The organism is Priestia filamentosa (assembly GCF_900177535.1).
GTDB classification, from domain to species: domain Bacteria; phylum Bacillota; class Bacilli; order Bacillales; family Bacillaceae_H; genus Bacillus_I; species Bacillus_I filamentosa.
In genome coordinates this window covers 142036-165859 of record NZ_FXAJ01000003.1, presented here as the reverse complement: position 1 = coordinate 165859, position 23824 = coordinate 142036, and the positions used below count along the sequence as shown (strand labels likewise).

Sequence of the window (23824 nt, the reverse complement as noted above, 5' to 3'; positions counted from 1 at the left end):
CATTTTGTGCTTTGTTTACTTTATTAGCAATTAAAATTCAAGAACTTCTTTTGCTTTTTCTACGATGTCGTTGTTGTTTGGTAACCAAACACCTTCAGCTTCTGAGAATGGGAATACAGTATCAGGAGCTGCAACACGTAGTACAGGCGCTTCAAGGCTAAGAATAGCGCGGTCGTTGATTTCAGCAACAACGTTAGCACCGATACCTGCTTGTTTTTGAGCTTCTTGAACAACAAGTGCACGACCTGTTTTCTCAACAGAAGCAATAATTGTGTCGATATCTAATGGGCTTACTGTACGAAGGTCAACAACCTCTACAGAGTAGCCTTCTTTTTCAAGTTCTTCAGCTGCTTTTAATGAAGAGTGAACCATTGCACCGTAAGTAATGATAGAAAGGTCTGTTCCTTCACGTTTAACATCAGCTTTTCCGATTTCAATTGTATATTCTTCTTCAGGTACTTCCGCACGGAAAGAACGATACAATTTCATGTGCTCAAGGAAAATAACAGGATCGTTATCGCGGATCGCTGCAATTAAAAGTCCTTTTGCATCATATGGAGTTGCTGGAATAACAACTTTAAGACCAGGTTGTTGAGCAACTAATCCTTCTAAGTTATCAGCGTGAAGTTCAGGCGTATGTACTCCACCACCGAATGGAGAACGGATTGTAACTGGAGAAGTCCAACGACCACCAGAACGGTAGCGCATACGAGCCATTTGACCAGAAATTGAATCCATTACTTCAAATACGAAACCGAAGAATTGAATTTCTGGAACTGGACGGAATCCTTCTAGACCAAGGCCAAGCGCAAGACCGCCGATACCAGATTCAGCAAGCGGTGTATCAAATACACGATCTTCGCCGAATTCTTTTTGAAGACCTTCAGTCGCACGGAAAACCCCACCGTTTACACCAACGTCTTCACCGAATACTAAGACGTTTTCATCGTTTTTCATCTCTGTGCGTAATGCATCAGTGATTGCTTGAATCATTGTCATTTGCGCCATGTCTTACTTCGACTCCTTCTCTTGATAAATTTCATATTGTTCTTCTAAATTGTAAGGCATTTTATCATACATGATAGACATTAAGTCTGTTACTTTTTGTTTTGGTTCAGCATCAGCTTTTTTGATTGCTTCTTTAATGTCTTCTTTAGCTTGATCAATTACTTCGTTTTCTTTTTCTTCATTCCATAAGCCTTTAGCTTCTAGGAACGCACGGAAACGAACTAGTGGATCTTTTTGCTCCCACTCAGTATCAAGCTCAGCTGTACGGTAGCGAGTTGGATCGTCACCAGCCATTGTATGTGGACCATAACGGTAGCAAAGTGTTTCAATTAATGTTGGACCTTCGCCACGAACAGCGCGCTCACGAGCTTCGCGAACAGCTGCATATACTGCTAAAGCATCCATTCCGTCTACTTGAATTCCTGGAATACCTGCTGCAACTGCTTTTTGAGCTACAGTGCTTGCTGCAGATTGCTTTTCAACAGGAGTTGAAATTGCGAAACGGTTATTTTGAACAACGAAGATTGCTGGAGCTTTGAATGCACCTGCAAAGTTAATACCTTCGTAGAAATCCCCTTGTGAAGCTCCGCCATCACCAGTGTAAGTGATTGCAACTGCTTCTTTACCGCGCTTTTTAAGTCCAAGAGCAACACCTGCTGTTTGGATATATTGAGCACCGATAATGATTTGTGGAGAAAGCGCATTAAGATCCTCAGGCATTTGGTTACCTTTAAAGTGACCGCGAGAGAATAAAAACGCTTGATATAATGGAAGACCGTGCCAGATTAATTGTGGAACATCACGATATCCAGGTAAAATCCAGTCTTGTTTTTCTAATGCAAATTCAGATGCAAGTTGAGAAGCTTCTTGTCCAGCAGTTGGAGCGTAGAAACCTAAACGTCCTTGACGGTTTAAAGAAATTGAACGTTGATCTAAAATACGTGTATAAACCATACGACGCATTAATTCCACTAATTGTTCATCTGTTAAATTAGGCATTGCTGCTTCATTCACAACTTCGCCCTTCTCATTTAGAATTTGAAGCGTTTCAAATTGCTTTGAAATTGCCTCACGCTGCTTATCAAAATTTAAAACTGATTTCTTAGTTTTGGCAGCCATTCTCGTCACCTCTTCCTTTCGTTTTAAACGTTTGCAAATTTAGTGTAAAAAACTAGTATTAAAATAGTTCCTGTCTTAGAATAACCAAAAAAGGCAAGCTGAACTCATTTTGTTTTCTAGCTTCTCATTCTTTATGTATTCTTCCCCTATTTTTTTGACAAAAACAGCGTCAGAATGAAAACAAACATTTTGTTGTAACGTTTAACTGTATTAATTCCTGCCGAAGAAATAGTAATACAATTTTTTCTTTCCGAGGACTAGTTTACAACAACTATAAAGAATTCGTCAATCTATTTACATCAACATTTTCTACCCTTTTTATTTCCAACTTCCTCTTTCAAAAAACATCCCCTTCTGTACTAATACAACATTGTTTGCTGTACTATTATAATAGTCTATTCAACAGACAATGCTCATTACACAGCGGAACGTAATCTCGGCAAAATTCAGGTTATAGCGACAAAATGTACTCTTGTGTATTGTTCACGTAGTTGTTTTTTCCTTTTTTTCCTTCGTGTTATATAAAAGGAAATTCTCTATTTTTTAAGATGTCTTTTCTTTTTAAAATTTTTTAATACTTATATTTTTTTTAAAAATGCAAGCTTATTTTCTCTCCATAGGCAGCAACCTACACCACATAGAGCATTTGTCATAATGTATAGTAATCCGGTTTTAAACACCATTTTTTAAAGTCGGTAAAGGGATTTAAAAGGAGGAAACGAGATGTACGGTTATGGGGGACATGACTGCTGTGGTTATGAAGGATATAGTTATGGTGGAGAATGTGGAACAAATGATGGGTTTGTTTTAATTGTTGTTCTATTCATTCTATTAATTATTGTTGGGGCTTCTATATTCTGTTAATTAAATTACAAAGGAGGATGTCTAAAACGGCATTCTCCATTTTTATCGACTTTGAATGTATGCTTTAAAAGGAAGTTGTTACATAATTAAATTGTCAATGTTATAATAGTGTCTTGAGTAAAGGAGTGTGGAAAGATGATTACAATGAATGATATCGTTCGAGACGGACATCCAACGTTAAGACAAGTTGCTGAAGAAGTTCAGCTTCCAGCTTCAGAAGAAGATAAGCAAACGTTACAAAGTCTGTTGCAGTACGTTATTAATAGTCAAAACCCTGACACTGCTGAAAAATACGGGCTTCGTCCTGGTATTGGACTAGCAGCGCCACAAATTAACGTTCCAAAGCGAATGATCGCTGTTCATGTGACAGATGAAAAAGATAAGCTTTACAGCTACGCATTGTTTAATCCAAAGATTGTAAGCCATTCTATTGAGCAGACCTATCTTTCAGGTGGAGAAGGCTGCCTTTCTGTTGATGAAGAGATTCCTGGATATGTTCCTCGCTACAAGCGTGTGACGATAACAGGAACAAATATTAATGGAGAAACGGTGAAGCTCCGACTTAAAGGTCTTCCTGCCGTCGTGTTTCAGCACGAAATCGACCATTTAAATGGTGTCATGTTTTATGACCATATTAATAAGGAAGAGCCATTCACTGCCCCTGATGGATCAACGCCTATTGAATAAAAAAACAGCGCTGCGTTTCAGCGCTGTTTCTCATTAAAGAAGGTCAAGCATCTTCAGGCCGTGTAAAATTCCATCCTCACTTACATCTTTTGTTTCATATCGCGCTGCTTCTTTTGTCTCTGGCTCCGCATTTCCCATTGCTACTCCGTGCTCTACGTATCCAAGCATTTCAATATCATTTAATCCATCACCAAATGCGTAAACATCTTCTTTGGAAATTTTAAGAGCTTCAATTACTCGCTCAATTCCTTTCGCTTTTGAAGCTCCGCTTGGTAAAATATCTGTTGAAACAGGATGCCAGCGTACAAATTTAAAAGCATCAAACTCTTCTTTATACTGTTTTTCTTCTCCAGCTTCACAAAATAAAAGAGCTTGGTAAATCTCACGTGTTAAAAAATAGTCTGGGTCATGCTGTGGATGGGAGAATTTTAATGTGCTTATACTATCCTCAATATATTGGTGATGAGGAGTATTTGCTTTCATATCGTCATGATCCATATATACGACAGGATGTTCTAAGCTAAGAGCTTTGTCTGTCAGTTGACCTAGCGCTTCACGTTGAAGAGGGTTCTTATAGAAAACTTCACCATTTAATACAATGTATTGACCATTGAAGCTTATATAAGAATCAATCTCTAACTCTTCTCTTAATTCTTTAAACATAAATGGCGCTCTTCCTGTTGCAATAGCAACTATGTATCCTTTATCTTTCAGACTTTGCACAGCGCTTTTAGTTGTCTGTGGCAGATTTTTCTCATGATCAAGTAAAGTTCCGTCAATATCAAAGAAGATAATTTTCTTGCTCATTCATTCATCACCTTGCTCCCTTAGTATATGATTTACCTTATGTTTCTTCTAGCTTCTCACATTAGATATGTCTCTTTCAGTATAACAAAACGCCCTTTCTTAAACAAAATACGATTGAATTCTCCAATGTTGCTAAAATAATAAATTCCCAAAATCAACCATGCGAGAAACAGGACAACCTTGCATATAATAGAAATAAACATTTTTGTCATAAGGAGTTGAATCATCTTGCTGAAGCGGCTGAAAAAACGCCTTGTACGCCAATGGAACGATATGTGGCGTCAGAAAACCATTGCCTAATTTTTTTATTTTACAGCTGCGACTTCTTCGAAGAAGTCGCATTTTTACTATAATTATTAAAACGCTTTACACGATAGATTGACTTCACGTCAAAAGACAACTAAAATATAGACACAGAGAAACTTTATGTAAGTAAGGGTATACGTTCCCTTCAGTACGGATCAATACATTCACAGAAGCTTTGAGTATCGCTTTTTCTAGAACGCCCTAGCGATATATCAAGCTTTTCATAACAGAAAATGAGCTATAATAGCCTTTTGAGTTCCCTGCGATAGGGGTATACATAATTATAAAGTTCTTTGATAGATACTATAGCTATACCTAATAAAGATGCTTCCCATTCTGCTATAATGTATTTTCAGTTAGAAAAAACATTAGATATTAGCGGATTTTATAATATTATAATAAAAAAATGATTTGAATTACGGAATTAAGGAGAGATGAAACAATGATTTTCAAAGTGTATCACCAGCAAGATCGTTATGAAGTACCTGTACGTGAGAAAACACAAACTGTTTATGTAGAAGGTGATTCTGAGCGCGACGTACGCTATAAGCTCAAAGATCATAATATAAACATCGAATTTATCCAACGTATTGAAGGTGCACATCTAGACTATGAACAACAGAACGAAGATTTTAAAGTATTGGAGTTATGATAGAAATGAAATTTGTAAAAAACAATCAAACAGCAGTGTTCGCTTTAGGCGGACTAGGTGAAATCGGGAAAAACACCTATTGCATTCAATTCCAAGACGAAATTATCGTTGTTGACGCTGGAATTAAATTTCCAGAAGATGAACTATTAGGAATTGATTATGTTATTCCTGACTATACCTACTTAATTAAAAACGCAGATAAAATTCGTGGAGTTTTCATCACTCATGGTCATGAAGACCATATTGGAGGAATTCCATACTTATTAAGAGAGCTTAATGTTCCAATCTACGGCGGAAAACTTGCTCTAGGTCTTATTCGCAATAAACTTGAAGAACATGGTTTACTTCGCCGTGCGAAACTTCATGAGATTCATGAAGATGACGTTATTAAGTTCCGCAAAACGTCTGTAACGTTCTTCCGCACAACACACAGTATTCCAGATTCTTATGGAATTGTTATTAAAACACCGAACGGTCAAATTGTTCATACAGGCGATTTTAAATTTGATTTTACTCCTGTAGGTGAACCAGCAAACTTAACTAAGATGGCTGAAATCGGAAAAGACGGAGTTCTTTGCTTACTTTCTGACAGTACGAATAGTGAGGTTCCTAACTTCACAATGTCTGAACGTCGAGTAGGAGAGAGCATTCACGATATCTTCCGCAAAGTTGATGGACGTATTATATTTGCTACATTTGCCTCAAATATTCATCGTCTTCAGCAAGTAACGGAAGCTGCTGTACTACACAACCGAAAAATTGCAGTATTCGGCCGAAGCATGGAAGCAGCAATTCAAATTGGTCAAGATTTAGGCTATATTAGCTGCCCTAAAGATACATTTATTGAACCAAATCAAATTAATCGCTTACCTGCGAACAAAGTAACAATTCTTTGTACAGGAAGCCAAGGAGAACCAATGGCAGCTCTTTCTAGAATTGCTAGCGGTACTCACCGTCAAATTCAAATTATCCCTGGAGACACTGTTGTTTTCTCTTCTTCACCAATCCCAGGAAATGCGATTAGCGTAAGCCGTATTATCGACAAGCTTTTCAGAGCAGGTGCTGACGTTATTCACGGTCCATTCAGCGATATTCATACATCTGGACACGGTGGACAAGAAGAACAGAAACTTATGCTTCGCTTAATTAAACCAAAGTTCTTTATGCCAATTCACGGGGAGTTTAGAATGCAACGCATGCACAACAAACTTGCTCAAGACTGCGGTGTAGAAGCTGAGAACTGCTTTATCATGGACAATGGTGAAGTACTTGCGCTAAGTGAAAACGAAGCATCTGTTGCAGGAAAAGTACCATCTGGCTCTGTATATATTGACGGAAATGGTGTTGGCGACATTGGAAATATTGTTTTACGTGATCGCCGCATCCTATCTGAGGAAGGCCTTGTTATTGTCGTTGTAAGCATTAATATGAAAGAATTCAAAATTGCGGCAGGCCCTGATATTATTTCAAGAGGATTTGTATATATGCGTGAATCTGGGGATCTCATTAACGATGCTCAATCACTTATTACAAAACACCTTAGCAAAGTAATGGAGCGCCGTACAACACAATGGTCTGAAATTAAAAATGAAATTACGGACACTCTTTCTCCTTTCTTATATGAGAAAACAAAACGTCGTCCAATGATTTTACCAATTATTATGGAAGTGTAATAAAAAAAGACCCTGGATATCCAGGGTCTTTTTTTATGAATCACTAACAAGACGGTTTTCAAAACGATTAATATCCACATCAGCTCCAATAACAATTAAAATGTCTCCTTGACGAATTGTTTCAGATGCTTGAGGAGATACAATGATGTCATGGTTACGCTTGATAGCGACAATGTTAATACCGTACTTAGCACGGATGTCTAAATCAATTAAAGAGTGTCCATCTATCTTCTGGCCTGCTACAAGTTCTACAATACTATGTTCTTCTGATAGCTCTAAGTAATCAAGAACAGTGTTTGACATAAGGCTATTGGCAATTCTTCTTCCCATGTCTCGCTCAGGATGCACAATTCGGTCTGCTCCAATTTTAGAAAGCACTTTTTCATGGTATTCGTTTTGTGCTTTTACCGTAATATGCTCTACACCAAGCTCCTTTAAAATGAGTGTTGTTAAAATACTTGCTTGAATGTTATCTCCAATTGCCACAATGACATTTCCAAAATTACGAATTCCTAAACTTTTCAAGACATTCTCATCTAGAGAATCTCCAATAACAGCATGTGCAGCAATGTTGGCATATTCGTTTACTTTGTCTTCATCAATGTCAATTGCTAGAACTTCCATTCCTTGGTCACTTAATGTTTTACAAATGCTTCCTCCAAAGCGCCCAAGTCCAATAACGGCAAATTCTTTTTTCATTTTGACACCCTCCATTATGTACCGATGTATCTTATATAAATTTAGCCTATGCTTATTTACTATAAGGGAAAATAGATTAGAAAGCAAAGAAGGAATCTTCAAAAAAAAAGCGTCCAACATGGACACTTTTTTTATTATTCACTTTTTTCTATTTCGCCAAGCACGCGATTCACGCGTTTTTCAAGCATCTTCATGCCGCTTCCACCTGCTTGAAAATGACGAAGCTGACCTGTTTTATCGAAAACATAGTATGCTGGAACATATTGATTTTCAAATGAATCTGTTAGCTTATGCTCGCTGTCTACAAAAATAGGCTGTGTAATTTCATGTTCTTTGGCTACTTTTTCGATTTGTTCAATGTTAAGATCATCTTCAGAACGAGGCATATGTACAGCAACAACGTTAAGCTGATCTTTATATTCATCGCGAAACTCGTTTACTTTTGGCATTGCTTCTTTGCACAGATGGCAGCTGATAGACCAAAAGTGAATAAGTGTTGGTTTTTCACCAACTAAATCTTCTTTTGAAACTTGTCCATTTAACCAAGTTGTCGCACCTTCGAGTTCAGGCATTGGAGCACGTAATTTCATCGTCCATTTCCTCCCTATTAACAAGCAGTTCACTTGCAAATTAAGTTTAGAAAGAGGTCTAACGCTCTGTTAGACCTCCATGTCATCATGTATAAATTAAAGAGTTTCTTGACCTGGTTTCCAGTTTGCTGGGCAAAGACCACCAGTTTGAAGGGCTTGAAGAACACGAAGTGTTTCATCAACGTCACGACCAATGTTGTTGTGGTTAACAACCGCATATTGTAATTCACCTTCAGGGTTGATGATGAATAGACCGCGAAGTGCTACACCTTCTTCTTCAATTAACACACCATAGTCACGAGAAACTTGGTGGTTTGTATCAGCAGCTAATGGATAGTTAAGATCTCCAAGACCGTTATCTTTGCGATCTGTGTTAATCCACGCTAAGTGTGTATGGATTGTATCTGTAGAAACCCCTATCACTTCCGCATCAAGGTCTTCAAACTCATCGTAGCGATCAGATAAAGCCGTAATTTCTGTTGGACAAACGAAAGTAAAGTCCATTGGATAGAAAAACAATACTGTCCATTTGTCATTTTTCATGTTTTCTTCAAGACTTACTTTACCAAATTCTTTGTTAGCTAGTACTGCTTCCATTTCGAAACGTGGTGCTTGTTTACCTACCATGCGTTCTGCCATTAATAATCCCTCCAACAATATAGTTAAATGAGAATACATAGAAGTTATTCTCATTTATATCTCTTTTCAACAAGTTCAATTATAGAGTAGACAGGGTCGCCAGTCAACAGTTAATAGTTAATACTATTTTAAAATAAATTTAAATAACTGACGATTTTAATGAGCTTGTCCATATGAAACAAGCTTAGCTTTTCTCTCTTTATTTTAATACAACCCTACCCTAACTTTCCAATAATATGATTGATTCTTTTCATACTTATTATGCATGAAACTTTCGTTGACAATTCTACTTAGTAGTTTATCATGGACAAATGAGGGAAAAGGTTAAGAAGCAAATGCTGTGTCCCCTACTGTTTGGACGAGAAAGGATGATTTTATTGTTTGATGTAAATCAGTTTGATTGGGAAGGACTTTTAGTTGATGCAGGACTCATTGCCCTTAAGGTTATTGGACTATTTATTGCCTTTTATATCGTAAGAGCTATTGGCAGTCGCGTTATGAACAAAGCTTTTCAAGAAGTTGCAAAGCGCAGAAATATTTCAGAAGGCCGGTCCTTAACTTTACATAAGCTAGCCGAAAATATTTTTTCCTATGTTTTAATATTTATGCTTGTTGCCACCCTATTTGGTATTTTTGGTTTACCAATTGCAAGCTTAATCGCTGGAGCAGGTGTTGTTGGACTTGCCATTGGATTTGGAGCCCAGGGACTTGTCAGTGACGTTGTAACTGGTTTCTTTTTACTGTTAGAAAAACAAATTGATGTGAATGATTATGTAACAGTTGGAAGCTTTGATGGAATTGTTGAATCTGTTGGACTTCGTACAACACAAATTAGAAGCTTTGACGGTACGTTAAATTATGTGCCAAACCGTGAAATTACAAGCGTTAGTAATCATTCTCGAGGAAATATGCGTGCGCTGGTTGATATCGGCATTTCTTATGATGATAACATTGATCATGCAATGGAAATTATGCAAGCTGTATGTGACCGTGTAGCCGCTTCTAACCCTCTTGTTGTTGAAGGCCCTAATGTTATAGGAGTTCAAGGGTTAGGTGCCTCTGATGTAGTGCTACGCGTTATTGCTAAAACAGAAAATATGGAACAATGGGGTGTTGAACGTCAGCTTCGTAAAGAAATTAAAGAAGCGTTTGACGAACATAATATTGAAATTCCTTTTCCACACCAAGTTTATATTCACAAACACCAAGAAGGAACAGAAACATCTTCTTCTTAATGAACAAAAAAGACGTCTTGAAGACGTCTTTTTTGTTTGATGATTATTGTTGATTAATATGTTGGCTTACTTGCTGACAAAGCTCATCAGCTGTATATCCTGCTGCCGTAAGGATTGGGTTTTTTGTTGTTGTATCCATAATTCCCATCACGTTTGATTCACTTCCTGTGACAACACAGCAGTCACAGCCGTTTGCATCGTTTTCATTATGAAGCTCTACAACTTCATGTCCTTGCTGTCTTAGGGCTTCTGCCACATCTGTTAAGCCATTTTCAACACCAATTCTTGCCATCACTTTCCACCTCCTACATACACGTACTATTTCCTTAAGAGGGGAAAGTTATTCCAATATTTTAGTTTTTTCTCTTTCCTTTATAAGTTACGTAGCGGGATAGAAGAGAAATGGCTTTCTCAATTGCCTCCTCATTTGGCAGAAGCTTTGAATGATGAAGGCCATTTTCTGAATCAACACCAAGCCAAAACATAACTCCAGGAATTTCTTTTAACATATAACCAAAATCTTCTCCTGTCATTGCTTCCTTGCAGTGAACAAGGGACATTTCTTCATCTGTTTGAATGAAATCCATAAATTCTTTTGCAAGGTTTTCATCATTATATACTTGATGATACATCGCTCCGTAATCGATTGTTGCTTTGCACTCATAACCAGTTTCTATACCTTTTACAATGGCTTCAATTCGGTGTTTTACCTTTTGCATTGCTTCTGGTGAAAGAGTACGAATTGTTCCTTCAATACGCGCATTTTCTGCAATTACGTTTTGAACTGTGCCACCTGTAATTTTACCAACAGTAATAACTGCACTATCTAGTGGATCTACATTACGCGCGACAATGCTCTGTAACTGTGTTACTAAAGAACAAGAAGCAACAACCATATCATTTGTAAGATGTGGATATGCAGCATGTCCACCGCGCCCCTTTAAATCAATAAAAAGCTCTGACGTGTTAGCAAACAAAAGGCCTGGTTTCGTTGCAACCGTTCCAACAGGATATTCAGGAGCAATATGAAGAGCAAGAATAATATCTGGTTTCCATTCTAGCATTTCTTCGCTCTTTAGCATTGGCTCTGCTCCACCTGGTCCTTCCTCTGCTGGTTGAAAAATAAATACCATATTATCCTCAATTGGATTTTCAACAACATATGTAAGAAGACCCAACCCAATGCTCATATGAAAATCATGTCCGCATGCATGCATATTTCCTTCATGTTCTGAAGAAAATGGTAGATTGGTTTCTTCTGTAATTGGTAAACCATCAATATCTGCTCTGTATCCAATCGTTTTTGCCGGATTTGTTCCTTTAACACGTACGAAAAGCCCTGTTTTCCAAGGTTTGATTTCGACCCTTCCACCTGGAAGAGTTTGCAAATACGTCAGTAAGTAGCGCTGCGTTTTAAATTCTTGAAAGCCAAGCTCAGGGATTTTATGTAGATCACGACGAATTTTTATAAACTGATTCATGTCTCAACATCCTTTAATATAAAATGGCGACGAAAATAAACAGAAAGGAAAGCGTGGCAAATAAGCATACCACGCTTTCCTTCTTAAAATGAGCTTCTTCTAACTCTTATTTAGTTTTCCTCGTTAAGTTGACGAAGCTCTTGTTTGATTTCAGTTTTTGATTTTGTTTTTTCATCAATTTTCTTAATTACGCGTGCTGGAGTTCCAGCTACAACAGAAAATGGAGGAACATCTTCAACAACAACAGCTCCTGCTGCCACAACAGAACCTTCACCAACTGTTACGCCTTCAAGAACAACTGCATTTGCTCCGATTACAACGTCGTCTTCAACAATAACCGGTTTTGCTGAAGGAGGCTCAATAACGCCAGCTAAAACAGCACCAGCTCCAATGTGACAGTTCTTACCTGTCGTAGCACGGCCACCCATTACAACGTTCATGTCAATCATTGTACCTTCGCCGATTACACAACCGATGTTAATAGAAGCACCCATCATAATAACGGCATTATCCCCGATTTCAACTTGGTCACGAATAATTGCACCTGGCTCAATACGTGCTTTCACACCTTTAAGATCTAATAAAGGAATAGCAGAGTTGCGGCGATCGTTTTCTAATACGTAGTCTTCGATTTTTCCTTCATTGCTTTCAAGAACTGTTTTAATATCTTTCCACTCACCAAATACAACGCCTGTATTGCCTGTAATGAAAGCCTTTGAAGCGCCAAAGTCAATTGACTCTAGCTCACCTTTCACATAAACTTTCACAGGTGTTGATTTTGTGCTGTTTTGAATAAATGAAATAATTTCATTTGCATCCATCATTTTCATCCTTAGTTCCTCCTTAAAATGCTTATGTATTTGTTTAATGTAACAAATCCGACCTAAGTTGACAAGCTTTATTCACTTCTCTTAAACCTAGAATGTGTTAAGGTGAACATTCTTTCCCTTTGCTTAATGAAGAACAAACATATCTTTTTTGCATCCAACATATTTGCTTTCATACAACCCTGCTACCATGAAATCTTGTTCACCATTTGCCACACGGAATCCGTGTCCTTTAACAGTTTCACACTGATGAAGAGCACTGTTATAAACATCAACAGAATAAATATTAGAGAATCCTTGTCTATTTTGAGTAGATGATGCATAAATTTCACCATTATGTTCTGATAAATCTAAATAGCAAGACTCTGTTCCAGGGCTCTTACATTCTTTAAAAACCCATCTCTCCATTGTAAGGATTGGCGTATATTCAATTTTCCCCCTTCTTCCTTTACTTGATCCTTTTGCAACTACTAAATAGCTATCATTTAAAGTAAGAAGAGATGAAATCATCGCTTTTTCCTCCTTGTTAATATGTGTGAGACTTCCTGTTTTTAAACTATACATCCATATCCCACCGTACAGGCTATGAATCTGGGTTCCAATAAACAGAAAATGACTTGTAATACAGAGTGAACGAATCGTTGGCTTGTTCTTCAGATTCTCAAAAGGCTTAATTGTTCGCCAAGAAGCACCCGCATTCTCTGAAAGGTAGATCGTATGCTGACCATGAGTAGCGACGATGTTCTCGTCGCTACCTGTAATAGACCATACTCTTGCTTTTGTTGGTAAGTGCGCAAGGTTCCACCTTTCTCCACTATCCGTTCCTTTAATCATTGTGCCATCGTCGCCAACTCCAAAGAGATTGCCACCGACTTTTTTTAAACTTAAAATGCGATTTCCAATTGTTAGCACTTTCTTAAATTGACCGTTATAAAAACGATAAATTCCTTCTCCTTTTACAGCTAAGTAATAACTCCCTTCTCCATCGTATACAACAGAGGTAGCTCCTTTATGAAACATGGGAATCCACTTTTCCTTTCTCTACCCATTTCAAAAAGTTTCTAGCAAATGTTTGGCATTCCAAAATCTGCTCATCTGTTTCTGGATAAAGCTCGATTTTCAGCTTTTCAGAGAAGACGTCGCCACCTGCTTCTAAAGCTCGATCTGCAAATAAATTTACAGCTTCACAATACTGAGGATAGTCTCGATCACCAGAGCCAAAGCAGCCAATTTTCTGACCTTGTAGCGTACCCTTCTCAAGCTCATCGTAAAAATCTTCTGCCTCATATGGTAAATCTCCATCTCCCCATGTATAAGAACCAATTAAAATATTGTCATAGTTTTCTATATCTTCAATAGATATCTCATCCATAAATGCGTAAGAAACATTTTGTCCTTCACTTTCCAATGTTTCTTTTAATAACGTTGCGATATCTTCTGTATTTCCCGACATACTTACAAATGTAATAAGCGTACGGCTCATTTCCATCACCTCTTGTAATTGATAATGATTATCATATGTTCATATTATTGAAAATGATTATCATTGTCAACATTATTTCTTTATTCTTTCCTTCTATAAAAAAAGCTTGCCTGTTATTTAGGCAAGCTTATACATCTCTATATTCTGATATTACTTCTAAAAAAGCTTGTACTTGCTTTAACTGAAAGGAAGAGTCATAGCCAAGAAGCCACGTATCTCTTGCAATAGGCTTTCCTTTTTCGTCTAACAGTGGAAGCTTATAAACAGAGTCATCTTCTTCCTTTAGAGATACAGAAGGTAATATCGCATACCCAATTCCATGTAAGGCCATTTGTTTACACGTTTCAATCTGGTCTACCACAATTGTTCTCTTTGGACTCGTTTGAAATTGAGTATGCCACCAGTCCTGAATTTCTTGATAGTACGTTGAGTCGCTTTTAAATTGGATAAAAGGTTTTTCTGTTTTTAAAACATCTTGGAATTCTTGAATTTCTGTATCAACAAGATAAAGCTGATCTGTAAGAAGGTACTCTTTAACTCCCTTCCAATCAGGGTTCCCTCTGATGATGCCAAGATGCACGCTGTCATCATACACATATTGCAACATTTCACTACTCCAGCCTGTTACAAGCGAGATTGTCACGTGTGGATATTTTCTTACAAATTCTTTTAGTACATTTGGAAGCCAGTGCTGACCGATAATGGATGCAACAGCAAGCTTTAATGTTCCATGGACTTCTGTTTGCAAAGAGCCGAGCTCTTCTTTTACTTTTTCTTCTTTCTCGACCATCTCAGTTGCAAACTCAATAATTTTTTCTCCTGCTGGTGTAAGGGCAAGTCCTTTTTGTGAGCGTATAAAAATTTGAGCTTCCCAAGCCTTTTCAATTGTTTGTAAACGCTGTGAGAGCGCCGGCTGTGAAACGAAAAGCCGCTGAGATGCTCTGCGCATATTAAGCTCTTGTGCTAACACAACGAGCATTTTACATTCAACAAGCTGCATAATTCCCCTCAATTTCTTTTGTTTTTATTTATTATAGTCTTTCAACTAATTTTTGAACATATAAAAGCAAAAAGACAAGCGAATACGCCTTATTCGCTTGCCTTTCTTCACTCTATCATTCTGTATTATATGTATTGCTATGATAATTCTCGTAAACGACTATATAAAGAAGCAATTTCTTGATATTGCTTTGTTTCTACTGTTTTTAATCCATGTTCAATATCTACAAGATGACTGCTTACAACCTCTAGCGCATATCCTTGTTCAAATAATATATGAAGTAAAAGCTGCTCTTCTTCCTTTGCAAGCGAAGCTGTCGCCTTCATTCGTCTCCCCCCTCTCTTATCCTATATATAAAAGTCTAAAAGGTCTATATCGCTCTGTCAATATAACATCTTGGCATTTCATTCCTCTTTTCCTGAGCTCTTTCTACATTTTTCGACGCATACAAAAAAGAGCCAAAACAAATGTTTTCGCTCTTTTTAAACTTTATGAAAAAAGATAACATATAACCTTTTTTTCACAAAAAGCTTTTTTAAAATATTTCTTATACAAGTTGAAGTAAATCAAAGATTTCAATTGTGATAATATCAATATTATCGAACTCATACGTTTTAGGCTTTTCACCTTTGTTGAATACTTTTAATTCAAAAAGGTCCCCTTTTGCTTCATATGTAACGCTACAGATGCGCTCTCCGTTTATTTCAAAAAAGCGCTGTGGCTTTTCAAGCGTTTCTGTTTGGTTTTTTAAGCTTTCTAAACGGCTAATAATCGCTTTTAATTGTGACATTTTTAAACTCCCTTATGTTTATTTATTGTTATTCATTATCGTTTGGCAGAATACGAACAGTCATTCTTCTTTTCATTCCACCTATAACGGTGCTAAGCTATGATAACATGTACCACATTAAAAATCACCTTAAGGAGGAACAAAAATGAAAAAAGTAGAATTATACACTCAACAAGATTGCCCACCATGTCACATTGTAAAACAGTTTTTAACACATCACAACATTTCATTTATAGAATTTGATATAAAGCGTGATGCAAAAGCGCGAAAACACATGGTAAATACGTTAGGCTCTTTTTCTACTCCAACCGTTGTTGTAGAAGATGAGGTTGTGACTGGCTTTAATATTGAAAAACTTGAACAGCTTCTATTATAAACAGTATTACCCTTATTATGAAACAGAAGACTATAAAATATAAAATCCCCTTACCTAAAAAGGAAAGGGGGGACATTTATAAGAGCGCATCTTTTTCATATAAGTAATCATAAGACAAGTCTATAAACAAATACTGTGCTTGACCGAGCGGGAACGAAAACGTACGAACGGTTTCACCTACTTCAATATCGCTGTACAAGTCTGAAAGAATTCCGCGCTGATTCAAGCTCATTTTCATTACATTTTCTAAAAAATAAGGACGCCAGCTCCAGTTTTTATGAAGGTATTCAGGCTGAAAAATCCATTCTCCTTCTCTTTTTAATCTGTTCCCTGAAAGCTGAAAACCATTTTCATCGCAAACATACATCCGAAAGCACATTTTATCAAGCTCCTCACACATAAAAGCTAAAAGCTCGTCATATGTTTCGTAATGTTTATGCTTAGATAACACATCTTCGACTTTTCGATGAATTTTATTTGTTAATTCATGAAGAAAACGTAACTTCTTTTTTTCATGATTAATAAACATTTCAAATTGGTTTTTTAACTTTTCTTTTAAAATCCCTTGCTCAACTCGTTTTCTTTCTGGTTTATGTAAGTAAAACCCTTGAAAATACCTTCCTCCATTTCGCCATGCATATTGGAGCTGGAAAGAAGATTCAATATCTTCATAAAGAAGGGTTGCTCCTATCTTATGAGCAAGCATTGAAAGAGAATATAAAACATCGCGGTACGACTGTGGAACAGATGTTTTTAGAAGCATATGTAAATCAACTTTTAAAATATCTGGCTGAAGCAAACCAATACGGTCTAAGTTACTTCCTTCTTTTCCAATATTGTCTACAGCAAGTTTGATACCATATGTACGATAGTATAAAAGTAAATGCTGAAGATGATCAATCTCTCCTTCGAAATTATGTTCCGTAATTTCCATCACAATACGAGAAAGAGAGAGTCCTTTTTCTTCATACGTTCTTAAAATTGAAAGAAGCTCTTCTCCGTGATCAAGCATTAGCAAGTTCGGGTTTTGATTAAAAAACAACAGATAAGGCTCTTCACTTTCTACAGCATCTTCCAGAGCTTGCACAATAATTGATTTTTGTACTTCATTTCGATATTCTTCTGGAATTGTTTGGTCATAAAAAAAAGACCCTAAGCTTACAACCTCACCATTGTTATCAAAGCGAGCTAATGCTTCATAACCAACAACTCGGTGTTCATCCGCACTAAATATAGCTTGGTAATAAGGGAAAACTTTGTCCATGTTTGTTAGGATGTCAAGTGGATCCATTATGAACACCTCCTTTAGTTTTAATGTTAACAAATAGTATAATATGAGTTTTATATTTGCGCTAGTATATTATCTCACCATTTTTCATTTTTTAAGAAAAAATTGAAAAATAAAAATAAACAATTATCTTCTCTATCCTTATGTAAATATCCTACATCTAAATAAATAAAAAACAAGGTGTGTTAGTAAAATGAAAAAGATAACGAGAAGAACCTTTTTAAAAGGAAGCGGTGCTCTTATACCATTTTTAATAAGTGGTTTTGGGTATATGTACATTCGCTATATTGAACCTTTTTACGTGCACACGGTTTTTAAGACCCTAAGCTCAACAACAATCCCTAAGGAACTTAGTGGAAAAAGAATCGTTCAATTTAGCGACATTCACCTTAGTTCAACATATACACTAAAAAAGCTTCGTAGACTTGTTAAACAAATAAATTCTCTCTCTCCTGATCTTGTCTTTTTTACAGGTGATTTAATAGATGCTCCGCAGCAATACAAAGAGGCTGGAGAAATTCCCCCTATTCTAAAACAAATTAGAGCCCCTCTTGGGAAGTTCGCTGTTTATGGAAATCATGATCACGGAGGATTTGGAACTAATTTATACGAAGAAATTATGAAGAAAAGCCATTTTCAGCTTTTAAAAAACAGTTCTGTACGAATTGAAGGGAGTGACGAAAAAGCACTCGTAATCTACGGACTTGACGATGTGATGCTCGGTAAGCCAAATCTTGCTCAAACGCTCCAGAATGCTTCTCAAGACTTTTTCTCTATTGTCCTTGTTCATGAACCAGATATCGCTCCAGAAGTAGCACGCTACCCAATTAACCTTCAATTATCGGGTCACACACATGGTGGACAGATACAACTGCCTTTTATAGGGCCTATTGTTACTCCTCCATATGGCACTAATTATGTAGAAGGGCTTTATACAGTTCAACATGCAGCAATGAAACTTTATGTAAATCGAGGTTTGGGAACAACTCGTCTTCCTTTTCGTCTACTTGCTCCACCAGAACTCACTATCTTTACACTGAATCATATACGTCCATAAAGAACAGGCTCATTATTGTTCATCTTGTCATACACTGCTAAGGACTAGAGTTTATGAGGAGGAATTTCACTATGCAATATTATCCACCACACTACTACCGTAATCAGCCAGATGAACGCTTTTTCTTCGGTGCTCCGTTTCTAGGCGGGCTTGCTGGAGGATTGTTAGGTGGATTGACTATTGGCGCAATTGGCGGAGCATATCGACCACCTTTTTATGGACCAGGACCTTTCTATGGGCCAGGACCTTTCTATGGGCCACCTGCTCCATATTATGGAGGCTATCCTTACTATCGTTAACTAAACTTGTTGTTTTAAGATAAAAAGCCCCCAAACTCCCGTTTGGCGGCTTTTTTAGCTATTCCTCATCTTCTCCTACCCTATAGGCAAGCTGAAATAAGGTTTGCTGGCTATCTATAATTGGTTCACCTTCAGCTCTTTTTACATAATGGTACGTTCCATCTGGAGATTGTTCACGCGCTTTTACATTATCGCTCATCATAATTTGCATCCATTGGGTGATACGCTGCTTCAAATGCCCGCTAAAAATTGGAAACATAATTTCAACACGTTTTTCCATATTTCTCGTCATTAAATCCGCAGAAGATAAGAAAAACTTTTTCTCTCCGTTATGGTGAAAATAATAAATGCGTGTATGCTCCAAGAAACGCCCCACAATACTTCTCACTGTGATGTTTTCGCTTACGCCTTTAATACCAGGTCGAAGGCAACAAGTCCCTCGTACAATTAAATCTACTTTTACACCTGCATTTGAAGCTTCATAAAACTTCATAATAAGTACTTTATCTGTTAGAGAGTTCATTTTAGCAACAATATGCCCATTTTTGAACTGATGGTGATAACGAATTTCTTCTTCAATTAAATGAATAAAATCTTTACGAATATCATATGGAGCGACAGAAAGGTGATTATAATTTGGTTTTTCGGTATACCCGCTTAGATAGTTAAAAAAGTTAGTCGCATCAATCCCAATGCGATGGTTCGATGTAATAAGACCTGCATCTGTATATATTTTAGCTGTAGCATCATTATAATTGCCCGTACCAAGGTGGACAAACCGTTCAATGCGATGATTTTTTTTACGTACAACAAGCGTAATTTTACTATGTGTTTTAAGGTATGTCATACCGTAAATTACATGACAGCCTGCCTTTTCGAGTTCCTTTGCCCATTGCACATTATTTTCTTCATCAAATCGAGCTTTGAGCTCTACAAGTACTGTAACCTGTTTGCCTTTTTCAGCTGCTCTTTTTAAAGCATTAATAATTGGCGAGCCGCCGCTGACACGATACAATGTTTGCTTAATTGCTAATACATCGTCATCATCTGCTGCATCGTTCACAAAATCGACTACAGGTTCAAATGATTCGTATGGATGATGAAGTAAAATATCACGTTCTAATGCTTTTTCAAAAATATTTTCATTATAATACAAATCACGAGGAGGTTGAGGAATGAGCGCTTCATAAATTAAATGATCATGCGTCATTGATACAGTTTTATAAAATGAGAATAAAAATGTTAAATCAAGCGGTGCATTAATGCTATAAACATCTTTATTGTGGACTTCAAGTTCTTTTTTTAAGTAATTTAAAACATGGTGATCATACTGTTCTCCTTTTACTTCCAATCGAACAGCAGCTCCCCACTTTCGTTTCCGCAGCTCTTTTTCGATTTCCCGTAGAAGATCTCTTGCTCCCTCTTCATGAATGGTCATATCGGCATTACGAGTAATTCGGAATTGTGTAACACTCTTAACTGTAAAACCTGTAAAAAGCTTGTGAATATAAAAAGATATAACGTCTTCTAAAAAAATAAATAATCGCTTATGTTCAGATTGTGTAGGAAGTTCAATAAAACGATCTAGCACACTCGGAACTTGAACTAATGCAAGTTTTCCTGTTGGAAGAACCATTTCTTCATCCTCTGATTCTCCTTGCTCTAATACAATAGCTAGGTTTAGCGTTTTATTTAGAAGCATTGGAAAAGGTCTATAAGCATCAACAGCCATAGGAGTTAAAACAGGAAAGATTTGCTCATCAAAATGATTTTCTAAAAAAGCTCTCTGCTCTTTTGTTGCTTGACCCATTGAAATAAAGCTTATTCCTTCTTCTTCTAGTAATGGAATGAGCGAATTGTATGTTTCAGACTGGATACTTACTAGTGAATGATTCTTTTCAGCAATTTTTGAAAGCTGCTTTTTAGGCGTGAGCCCTGCTTTATTTTCTGGTTTGTTGAAACCTGCTTTCACTTGGTCTTTCAATCCTGCTACTCGAACCATAAAAAACTCATCAAGGTTAGAGCTAAAGATAGCAAGAAATTTCAAAGATTCTAGAAGAGGATTATATGTATCCATCGCTTCTTCTAATACCCGTTCGTTAAAAGCGAGCCAACTTAACTCACGGTTGTTGTAATATTCAGGATTCCCTAATCCTTCTACCTTGTTATTTGCACTTAATAGTTCCACAGTTTTTTACCACCCTTACTATTTCTCTATCTCTTTATATAAGGAGCGTAGAAAGAATTATCATCTTATTTCAAATTACCACTCAATTGTTAAGCTAATGTAAATTTTCTGTTAACATTCTTTAAATTTTAAAGAATAATTCCTTTTTTGTCACATAATGTTAAATGAACGTATTTCTTTTAGCGCATATAATAATAAATCTCAATAAGGTCTTTAGGCCTGCAATCTCCTTTTACAATTACAAAAAAAGCCTCTTTATCCAAGGAGACTTTTTTAATATGTTTAAACTTCTATTTTGTTTACAAATTCAAGCTTTAAATTTCTTTTAATTACTTTTTCTAAATGTTTTTTTTGTTTTTCTGCTTGATATTCTTCCGCTCGATATTCATCCCTGCAGCTTATATAAAGCTCAACTGTATTGCCGTTGTCTTGTTTTACCTTTATCTCTTCAACAATATTTCGTTTTGTTGCATTTAAGCTATAAGAGAATTTAAGAAGAGCTCCTAAAAAGCGCAGTTTCCTTTGCTCATCTTTTGTAAACCATCGTCCATAAGGCTCCATATATTGTCTAAAAACACCCTTGCCTTTATACGATGAAACAAAAGCAAGTTTCAACCGATCTCGGTGACGTACCCCCTCAATCGTTCTATTAGCTATAATGTTAAATGTATGCTGACTGCTTGATTCAGAATCAATATATTGACCAAAGTGAAATAAGTAAGCGCCACGCTTAAGCAGCAGCCAATCTTCTTCCTCCCATGATAGTTGAAGTACTTCTTTTAAAGAGTCTAACATGCTCATTGCAATCGTAAGCACCTGCTTAGCGTGCTCTGTATCAATTTCAAAATCATAAATAAGGGCTTGAAAACTTTCACGGGCAACATGCGGAAAAGATTCAATATTAAGAGGTCTCATAATTTCATCAAAAAATACCCCTTCACGCAGCCCTTTTCTACTCAACATAAATAAAGGCGCATCTGAATATTCACAAATTTGTCTAAATACCTCAATTGCTGGAAGGATCGTATCTGCTCGATCTTTTGAAAGTCCGTCCATTCCTTGTAACTGTTCATAGGAAAGTGGACAAAGTTTTTGGCTAACATATGTAATATCCTCAGGCTTCATTTCATATTGATGAAGTCCTCCTAGTGGATAATTTGTAAAGCTTTGATGAAGCTGTGCAGCATTTCTTGCACTTCCTCCAATAGCTATTATGGGAAGTCTTCGAGAACGGAGCCATGGAATTTCTTCAAGCTGACTATGAAGATAATTTTTCATTTCTTCGTACTCAGCAACAGTTGGAACATCTCCTTGAACAAAATTTAACTTTAAGGAAAGAGCTCCAAACGGAAAACTATGAAACTCAACGAGCTTTCGATTTTGGAAATACGTAACTTCAGTACTTCCCCCTCCAATATCAATTGTAATACCTTCTGTAATTTCAGTTGAATTAATAACAGCTAAAAAACCATAGTATGCTTCCTCAAATTCCGTAATTACATTCATATGAAAGTCCGTTTCAAGCGCAACTCTCTTTTTTATTTCTTCAACATTCTTTGCTTGGCGAACAGTTGCTGTTGCTACACATTTTACATGGTTTAAATCATGATGTTTTGTAATCGATTCAAAGCTCTGCAGTGTATTCAACAAAACAGAAATACCCTCTTCTGTTAACACGTTTTCTTTATTGAGATAATTTCGTAACCGAGCTACTATTTTTATATTTTCAATTTCTTTAAATCTTAAGCCTTGATTATGCTCATAAATGACTAATCTCATTGTGTTTGATCCAATATCAATCATTCCATATTTTGTTTTCAACGTTTCTTCTACACCCTTTACCATTTGTATTCTTTATCTTCCCTCACTAAATCGTTCAATTGAAAAGAAACTTCCAAATCTGGAAGTTTCTTTTTTATTTATGTTCATTTTAGCTGAAGTTTTCAGAGGAGACAACTATATTATCCTTTACCAGCTTGGAAACCCGGATAAAGTGTCATGCCTCCATCTACGTGTAAAGTTACCCCTGTTACATATTTTGCTTCTTCTGAAGCAAGAAAAGCAGCAATTGAGGCTACTTCTTCTGATTCTGCTACATATCCCATTGGAATAAGCTCAACTACGCCTTTTTTCTCTTCTGGATCTGAGAACTTTTCAGCATTGATTGGTGTATTAATAGCTCCTGGACCAATAGCATTTACACGAATTCCTTTTGGTGCATATTCAAGTGCCAGCGTTTCCGTCATCATACGAATTCCGCCTTTGCTTGATGCATAGTGAACAAAATGAGGCCAAGGAATTGTATCATGAACGCTTGACATGTTAATAACTGTACCTTTTTTGTCATTTTTAACCATATAATCAATGGCATTACGAGCGCACATAAATGTTCCAGTTAAGTTTACTGAAATAACTTTATTCCAATCTTCAAGCGACATCTCATGTGATGGAATTTCTTTTTGCACCCCAGCATTGTTCATCATAACGTCGAGTGATCCGAATTCAGATATTGCCGTGTCTATCAGCTTTTTCACATCTTCTTCTTTAGAAATATCCGCTACAACACCTGTTGCTTCTCCACCCGCTTTTTTCACTTCCTCCACCACTTCTGCTAAAGCCTTTTCGTCATTTGGTCCGTTTACGACAACCTTCATTCCTTCTTGTCCAAAACGAACAGCAATAGCTCGTCCAAGACCTGAAGTACTTCCTGTTACAACAGCTACTTTTCCTTTTAAGTCATTGTACATCATGATGTC

General features: G+C 36.7%; 26 protein-coding genes. 8 read left to right on the top strand and 18 right to left on the bottom strand.

Going from position 1 to position 23824, the window contains the following annotated elements; translation table 11 throughout:
* Positions 1-30: 30 nt before the first annotated feature.
* Together B9N79_RS14350 and pdhA are read right to left on the bottom strand one after the other, a co-directional pair.
* Positions 31-1008, bottom strand: coding sequence for an alpha-ketoacid dehydrogenase subunit beta (locus tag B9N79_RS14350; RefSeq protein ID WP_019392995.1), 978 nt, complete (start codon positions 1006-1008; stop codon positions 31-33).
* A 3-nt stretch (positions 1009-1011) separates the two neighbouring features.
* A complete protein-coding gene (gene pdhA, locus B9N79_RS14345; protein WP_040058268.1) occupies positions 1012-2127 on the bottom strand; it encodes a pyruvate dehydrogenase (acetyl-transferring) E1 component subunit alpha in 1116 nt (371 codons plus the stop codon).
* Positions 2128-2850: 723 nt separating this feature from the next.
* On the opposite strand from pdhA, the gene B9N79_RS14340 reads away from it, so the two are divergent.
* Positions 2851-2991, top strand: a complete 141-nt coding sequence (locus tag B9N79_RS14340; protein ID WP_019392993.1) for a YjcZ family sporulation protein — start codon at positions 2851-2853, stop codon at positions 2989-2991.
* Positions 2992-3126: 135 nt separating this feature from the next.
* A complete protein-coding gene (def, locus tag B9N79_RS14335) occupies positions 3127-3678 on the top strand; it encodes a peptide deformylase (RefSeq protein ID WP_019392992.1) in 552 nt (183 codons plus the stop codon).
* 33 nt (positions 3679-3711) lie between these two features.
* On the opposite strand, the gene B9N79_RS14330 is transcribed toward def, so the two are convergent.
* Positions 3712-4485 carry a Cof-type HAD-IIB family hydrolase gene (locus tag B9N79_RS14330; RefSeq protein ID WP_085118653.1) on the bottom strand — a complete coding sequence of 258 codons (774 nt, stop codon included), beginning with the start codon at positions 4483-4485 and terminating at the stop codon, positions 3712-3714.
* 748 nt (positions 4486-5233) lie between these two features.
* Here B9N79_RS14330 and B9N79_RS14325 point away from each other — a divergent pair.
* Both B9N79_RS14325 and rnjA read left to right on the top strand, forming a co-directional pair.
* Complete coding sequence (locus B9N79_RS14325; protein ID WP_019392990.1) at positions 5234-5443, top strand: DNA-dependent RNA polymerase subunit epsilon; 210 nt, start codon at positions 5234-5236, stop codon at positions 5441-5443.
* Positions 5444-5448: 5 nt separating this feature from the next.
* Positions 5449-7116 (top strand): ribonuclease J1, encoded by a 1668-nt coding sequence (gene rnjA, locus B9N79_RS14320; protein ID WP_019392989.1) that lies wholly within the window; start codon positions 5449-5451, stop codon positions 7114-7116.
* A 33-nt stretch (positions 7117-7149) separates the two neighbouring features.
* On the opposite strand, the gene B9N79_RS14315 is transcribed toward rnjA, so the two are convergent.
* From B9N79_RS14315 to B9N79_RS14305, 3 genes are all read right to left on the bottom strand, one after another.
* On the bottom strand, positions 7150-7815 hold the full coding sequence (locus B9N79_RS14315; protein WP_019392988.1) for a potassium channel family protein: 666 nt from the start codon (positions 7813-7815) through the stop codon (positions 7150-7152).
* Positions 7816-7949: 134 nt separating this feature from the next.
* Positions 7950-8405 (bottom strand): TlpA family protein disulfide reductase, encoded by a 456-nt coding sequence (locus B9N79_RS14310; protein WP_019392987.1) that lies wholly within the window; start codon positions 8403-8405, stop codon positions 7950-7952.
* A gap of 96 nt (positions 8406-8501) precedes the next feature.
* Positions 8502-9044 (bottom strand): peroxiredoxin, encoded by a 543-nt coding sequence (locus tag B9N79_RS14305; RefSeq protein WP_019392986.1) that lies wholly within the window; start codon positions 9042-9044, stop codon positions 8502-8504.
* 377 nt (positions 9045-9421) lie between these two features.
* On the opposite strand from B9N79_RS14305, the gene B9N79_RS14300 reads away from it, so the two are divergent.
* The gene (locus B9N79_RS14300) at positions 9422-10279 is read left to right on the top strand and encodes a mechanosensitive ion channel family protein (protein ID WP_019392985.1); all 858 of its coding nucleotides are present in this window, start codon (positions 9422-9424) and stop codon (positions 10277-10279) included.
* 43 nt (positions 10280-10322) lie between these two features.
* Here B9N79_RS14300 and B9N79_RS14295 read toward each other — a convergent pair whose 3' ends face one another.
* From B9N79_RS14295 to B9N79_RS14260, 8 genes are all read right to left on the bottom strand, one after another.
* The gene (locus B9N79_RS14295; RefSeq protein ID WP_019392984.1) at positions 10323-10571 is read right to left on the bottom strand and encodes a YkuS family protein; all 249 of its coding nucleotides are present in this window, start codon (positions 10569-10571) and stop codon (positions 10323-10325) included.
* Between the two features lie 61 nt (positions 10572-10632).
* A complete protein-coding gene (locus B9N79_RS14290) occupies positions 10633-11760 on the bottom strand; it encodes an N-acetyldiaminopimelate deacetylase (protein ID WP_040058270.1) in 1128 nt (375 codons plus the stop codon).
* Positions 11761-11870: 110 nt separating this feature from the next.
* Positions 11871-12590: a 2,3,4,5-tetrahydropyridine-2,6-dicarboxylate N-acetyltransferase gene (gene dapD / locus B9N79_RS14285; protein WP_019392982.1), complete on the bottom strand. Its 720-nt coding sequence runs from the start codon at positions 12588-12590 to the stop codon at positions 11871-11873.
* A 123-nt stretch (positions 12591-12713) separates the two neighbouring features.
* Entirely contained in the window at positions 12714-13607 is an 894-nt protein-coding gene (locus B9N79_RS14280; protein ID WP_019392981.1) for a WD40/YVTN/BNR-like repeat-containing protein, read from the bottom strand.
* Positions 13597-14070, bottom strand: a complete 474-nt coding sequence (locus B9N79_RS14275) for a flavodoxin (protein WP_040058271.1) — start codon at positions 14068-14070, stop codon at positions 13597-13599. Before B9N79_RS14275 ends, B9N79_RS14280 begins: the two co-directional genes overlap by 11 nt.
* Before the next feature lie 127 nt (positions 14071-14197).
* The gene (locus B9N79_RS14270) at positions 14198-15070 is read right to left on the bottom strand and encodes a transcriptional regulator CcpC (RefSeq protein ID WP_040058272.1); all 873 of its coding nucleotides are present in this window, start codon (positions 15068-15070) and stop codon (positions 14198-14200) included.
* A 137-nt stretch (positions 15071-15207) separates the two neighbouring features.
* Positions 15208-15396: an antirepressor AbbA gene (abbA, locus tag B9N79_RS14265; protein WP_019392978.1), complete on the bottom strand. Its 189-nt coding sequence runs from the start codon at positions 15394-15396 to the stop codon at positions 15208-15210.
* Between the two features lie 221 nt (positions 15397-15617).
* Positions 15618-15860 (bottom strand): DUF1797 family protein, encoded by a 243-nt coding sequence (locus tag B9N79_RS14260; RefSeq protein ID WP_019392977.1) that lies wholly within the window; start codon positions 15858-15860, stop codon positions 15618-15620.
* Between the two features lie 145 nt (positions 15861-16005).
* On the opposite strand from B9N79_RS14260, the gene B9N79_RS14255 reads away from it, so the two are divergent.
* Positions 16006-16236 carry a glutaredoxin domain-containing protein gene (locus tag B9N79_RS14255; protein ID WP_019392976.1) on the top strand — a complete coding sequence of 77 codons (231 nt, stop codon included), beginning with the start codon at positions 16006-16008 and terminating at the stop codon, positions 16234-16236.
* Positions 16237-16312: 76 nt separating this feature from the next.
* Here B9N79_RS14255 and B9N79_RS14250 read toward each other — a convergent pair whose 3' ends face one another.
* Positions 16313-17530, bottom strand: coding sequence for an EAL domain-containing protein (locus B9N79_RS14250; RefSeq protein WP_026009604.1), 1218 nt, complete (start codon positions 17528-17530; stop codon positions 16313-16315).
* Positions 17531-17717: 187 nt separating this feature from the next.
* Between B9N79_RS14250 and B9N79_RS14245 the strand changes: the two genes are divergently transcribed.
* Both B9N79_RS14245 and B9N79_RS14240 read left to right on the top strand, forming a co-directional pair.
* The gene (locus tag B9N79_RS14245) at positions 17718-18581 is read left to right on the top strand and encodes a metallophosphoesterase (protein WP_040058273.1); all 864 of its coding nucleotides are present in this window, start codon (positions 17718-17720) and stop codon (positions 18579-18581) included.
* Between the two features lie 71 nt (positions 18582-18652).
* A complete protein-coding gene (locus tag B9N79_RS14240; RefSeq protein WP_019392973.1) occupies positions 18653-18880 on the top strand; it encodes a hypothetical protein in 228 nt (75 codons plus the stop codon).
* 58 nt (positions 18881-18938) lie between these two features.
* Here B9N79_RS14240 and B9N79_RS14235 read toward each other — a convergent pair whose 3' ends face one another.
* The 3 genes from B9N79_RS14235 to B9N79_RS14225 form a co-directional block, all read right to left on the bottom strand.
* Positions 18939-21068: an RNA degradosome polyphosphate kinase gene (locus B9N79_RS14235; RefSeq protein WP_085118651.1), complete on the bottom strand. Its 2130-nt coding sequence runs from the start codon at positions 21066-21068 to the stop codon at positions 18939-18941.
* Positions 21069-21350: 282 nt separating this feature from the next.
* Positions 21351-22913, bottom strand: coding sequence for a Ppx/GppA family phosphatase (locus tag B9N79_RS14230; protein ID WP_040058275.1), 1563 nt, complete (start codon positions 22911-22913; stop codon positions 21351-21353).
* Positions 22914-23029: 116 nt separating this feature from the next.
* Positions 23030-23815, bottom strand: coding sequence for a glucose-1-dehydrogenase (locus B9N79_RS14225; protein ID WP_040058276.1), 786 nt, complete (start codon positions 23813-23815; stop codon positions 23030-23032).
* Positions 23816-23824: the final 9 nt, after the last annotated feature.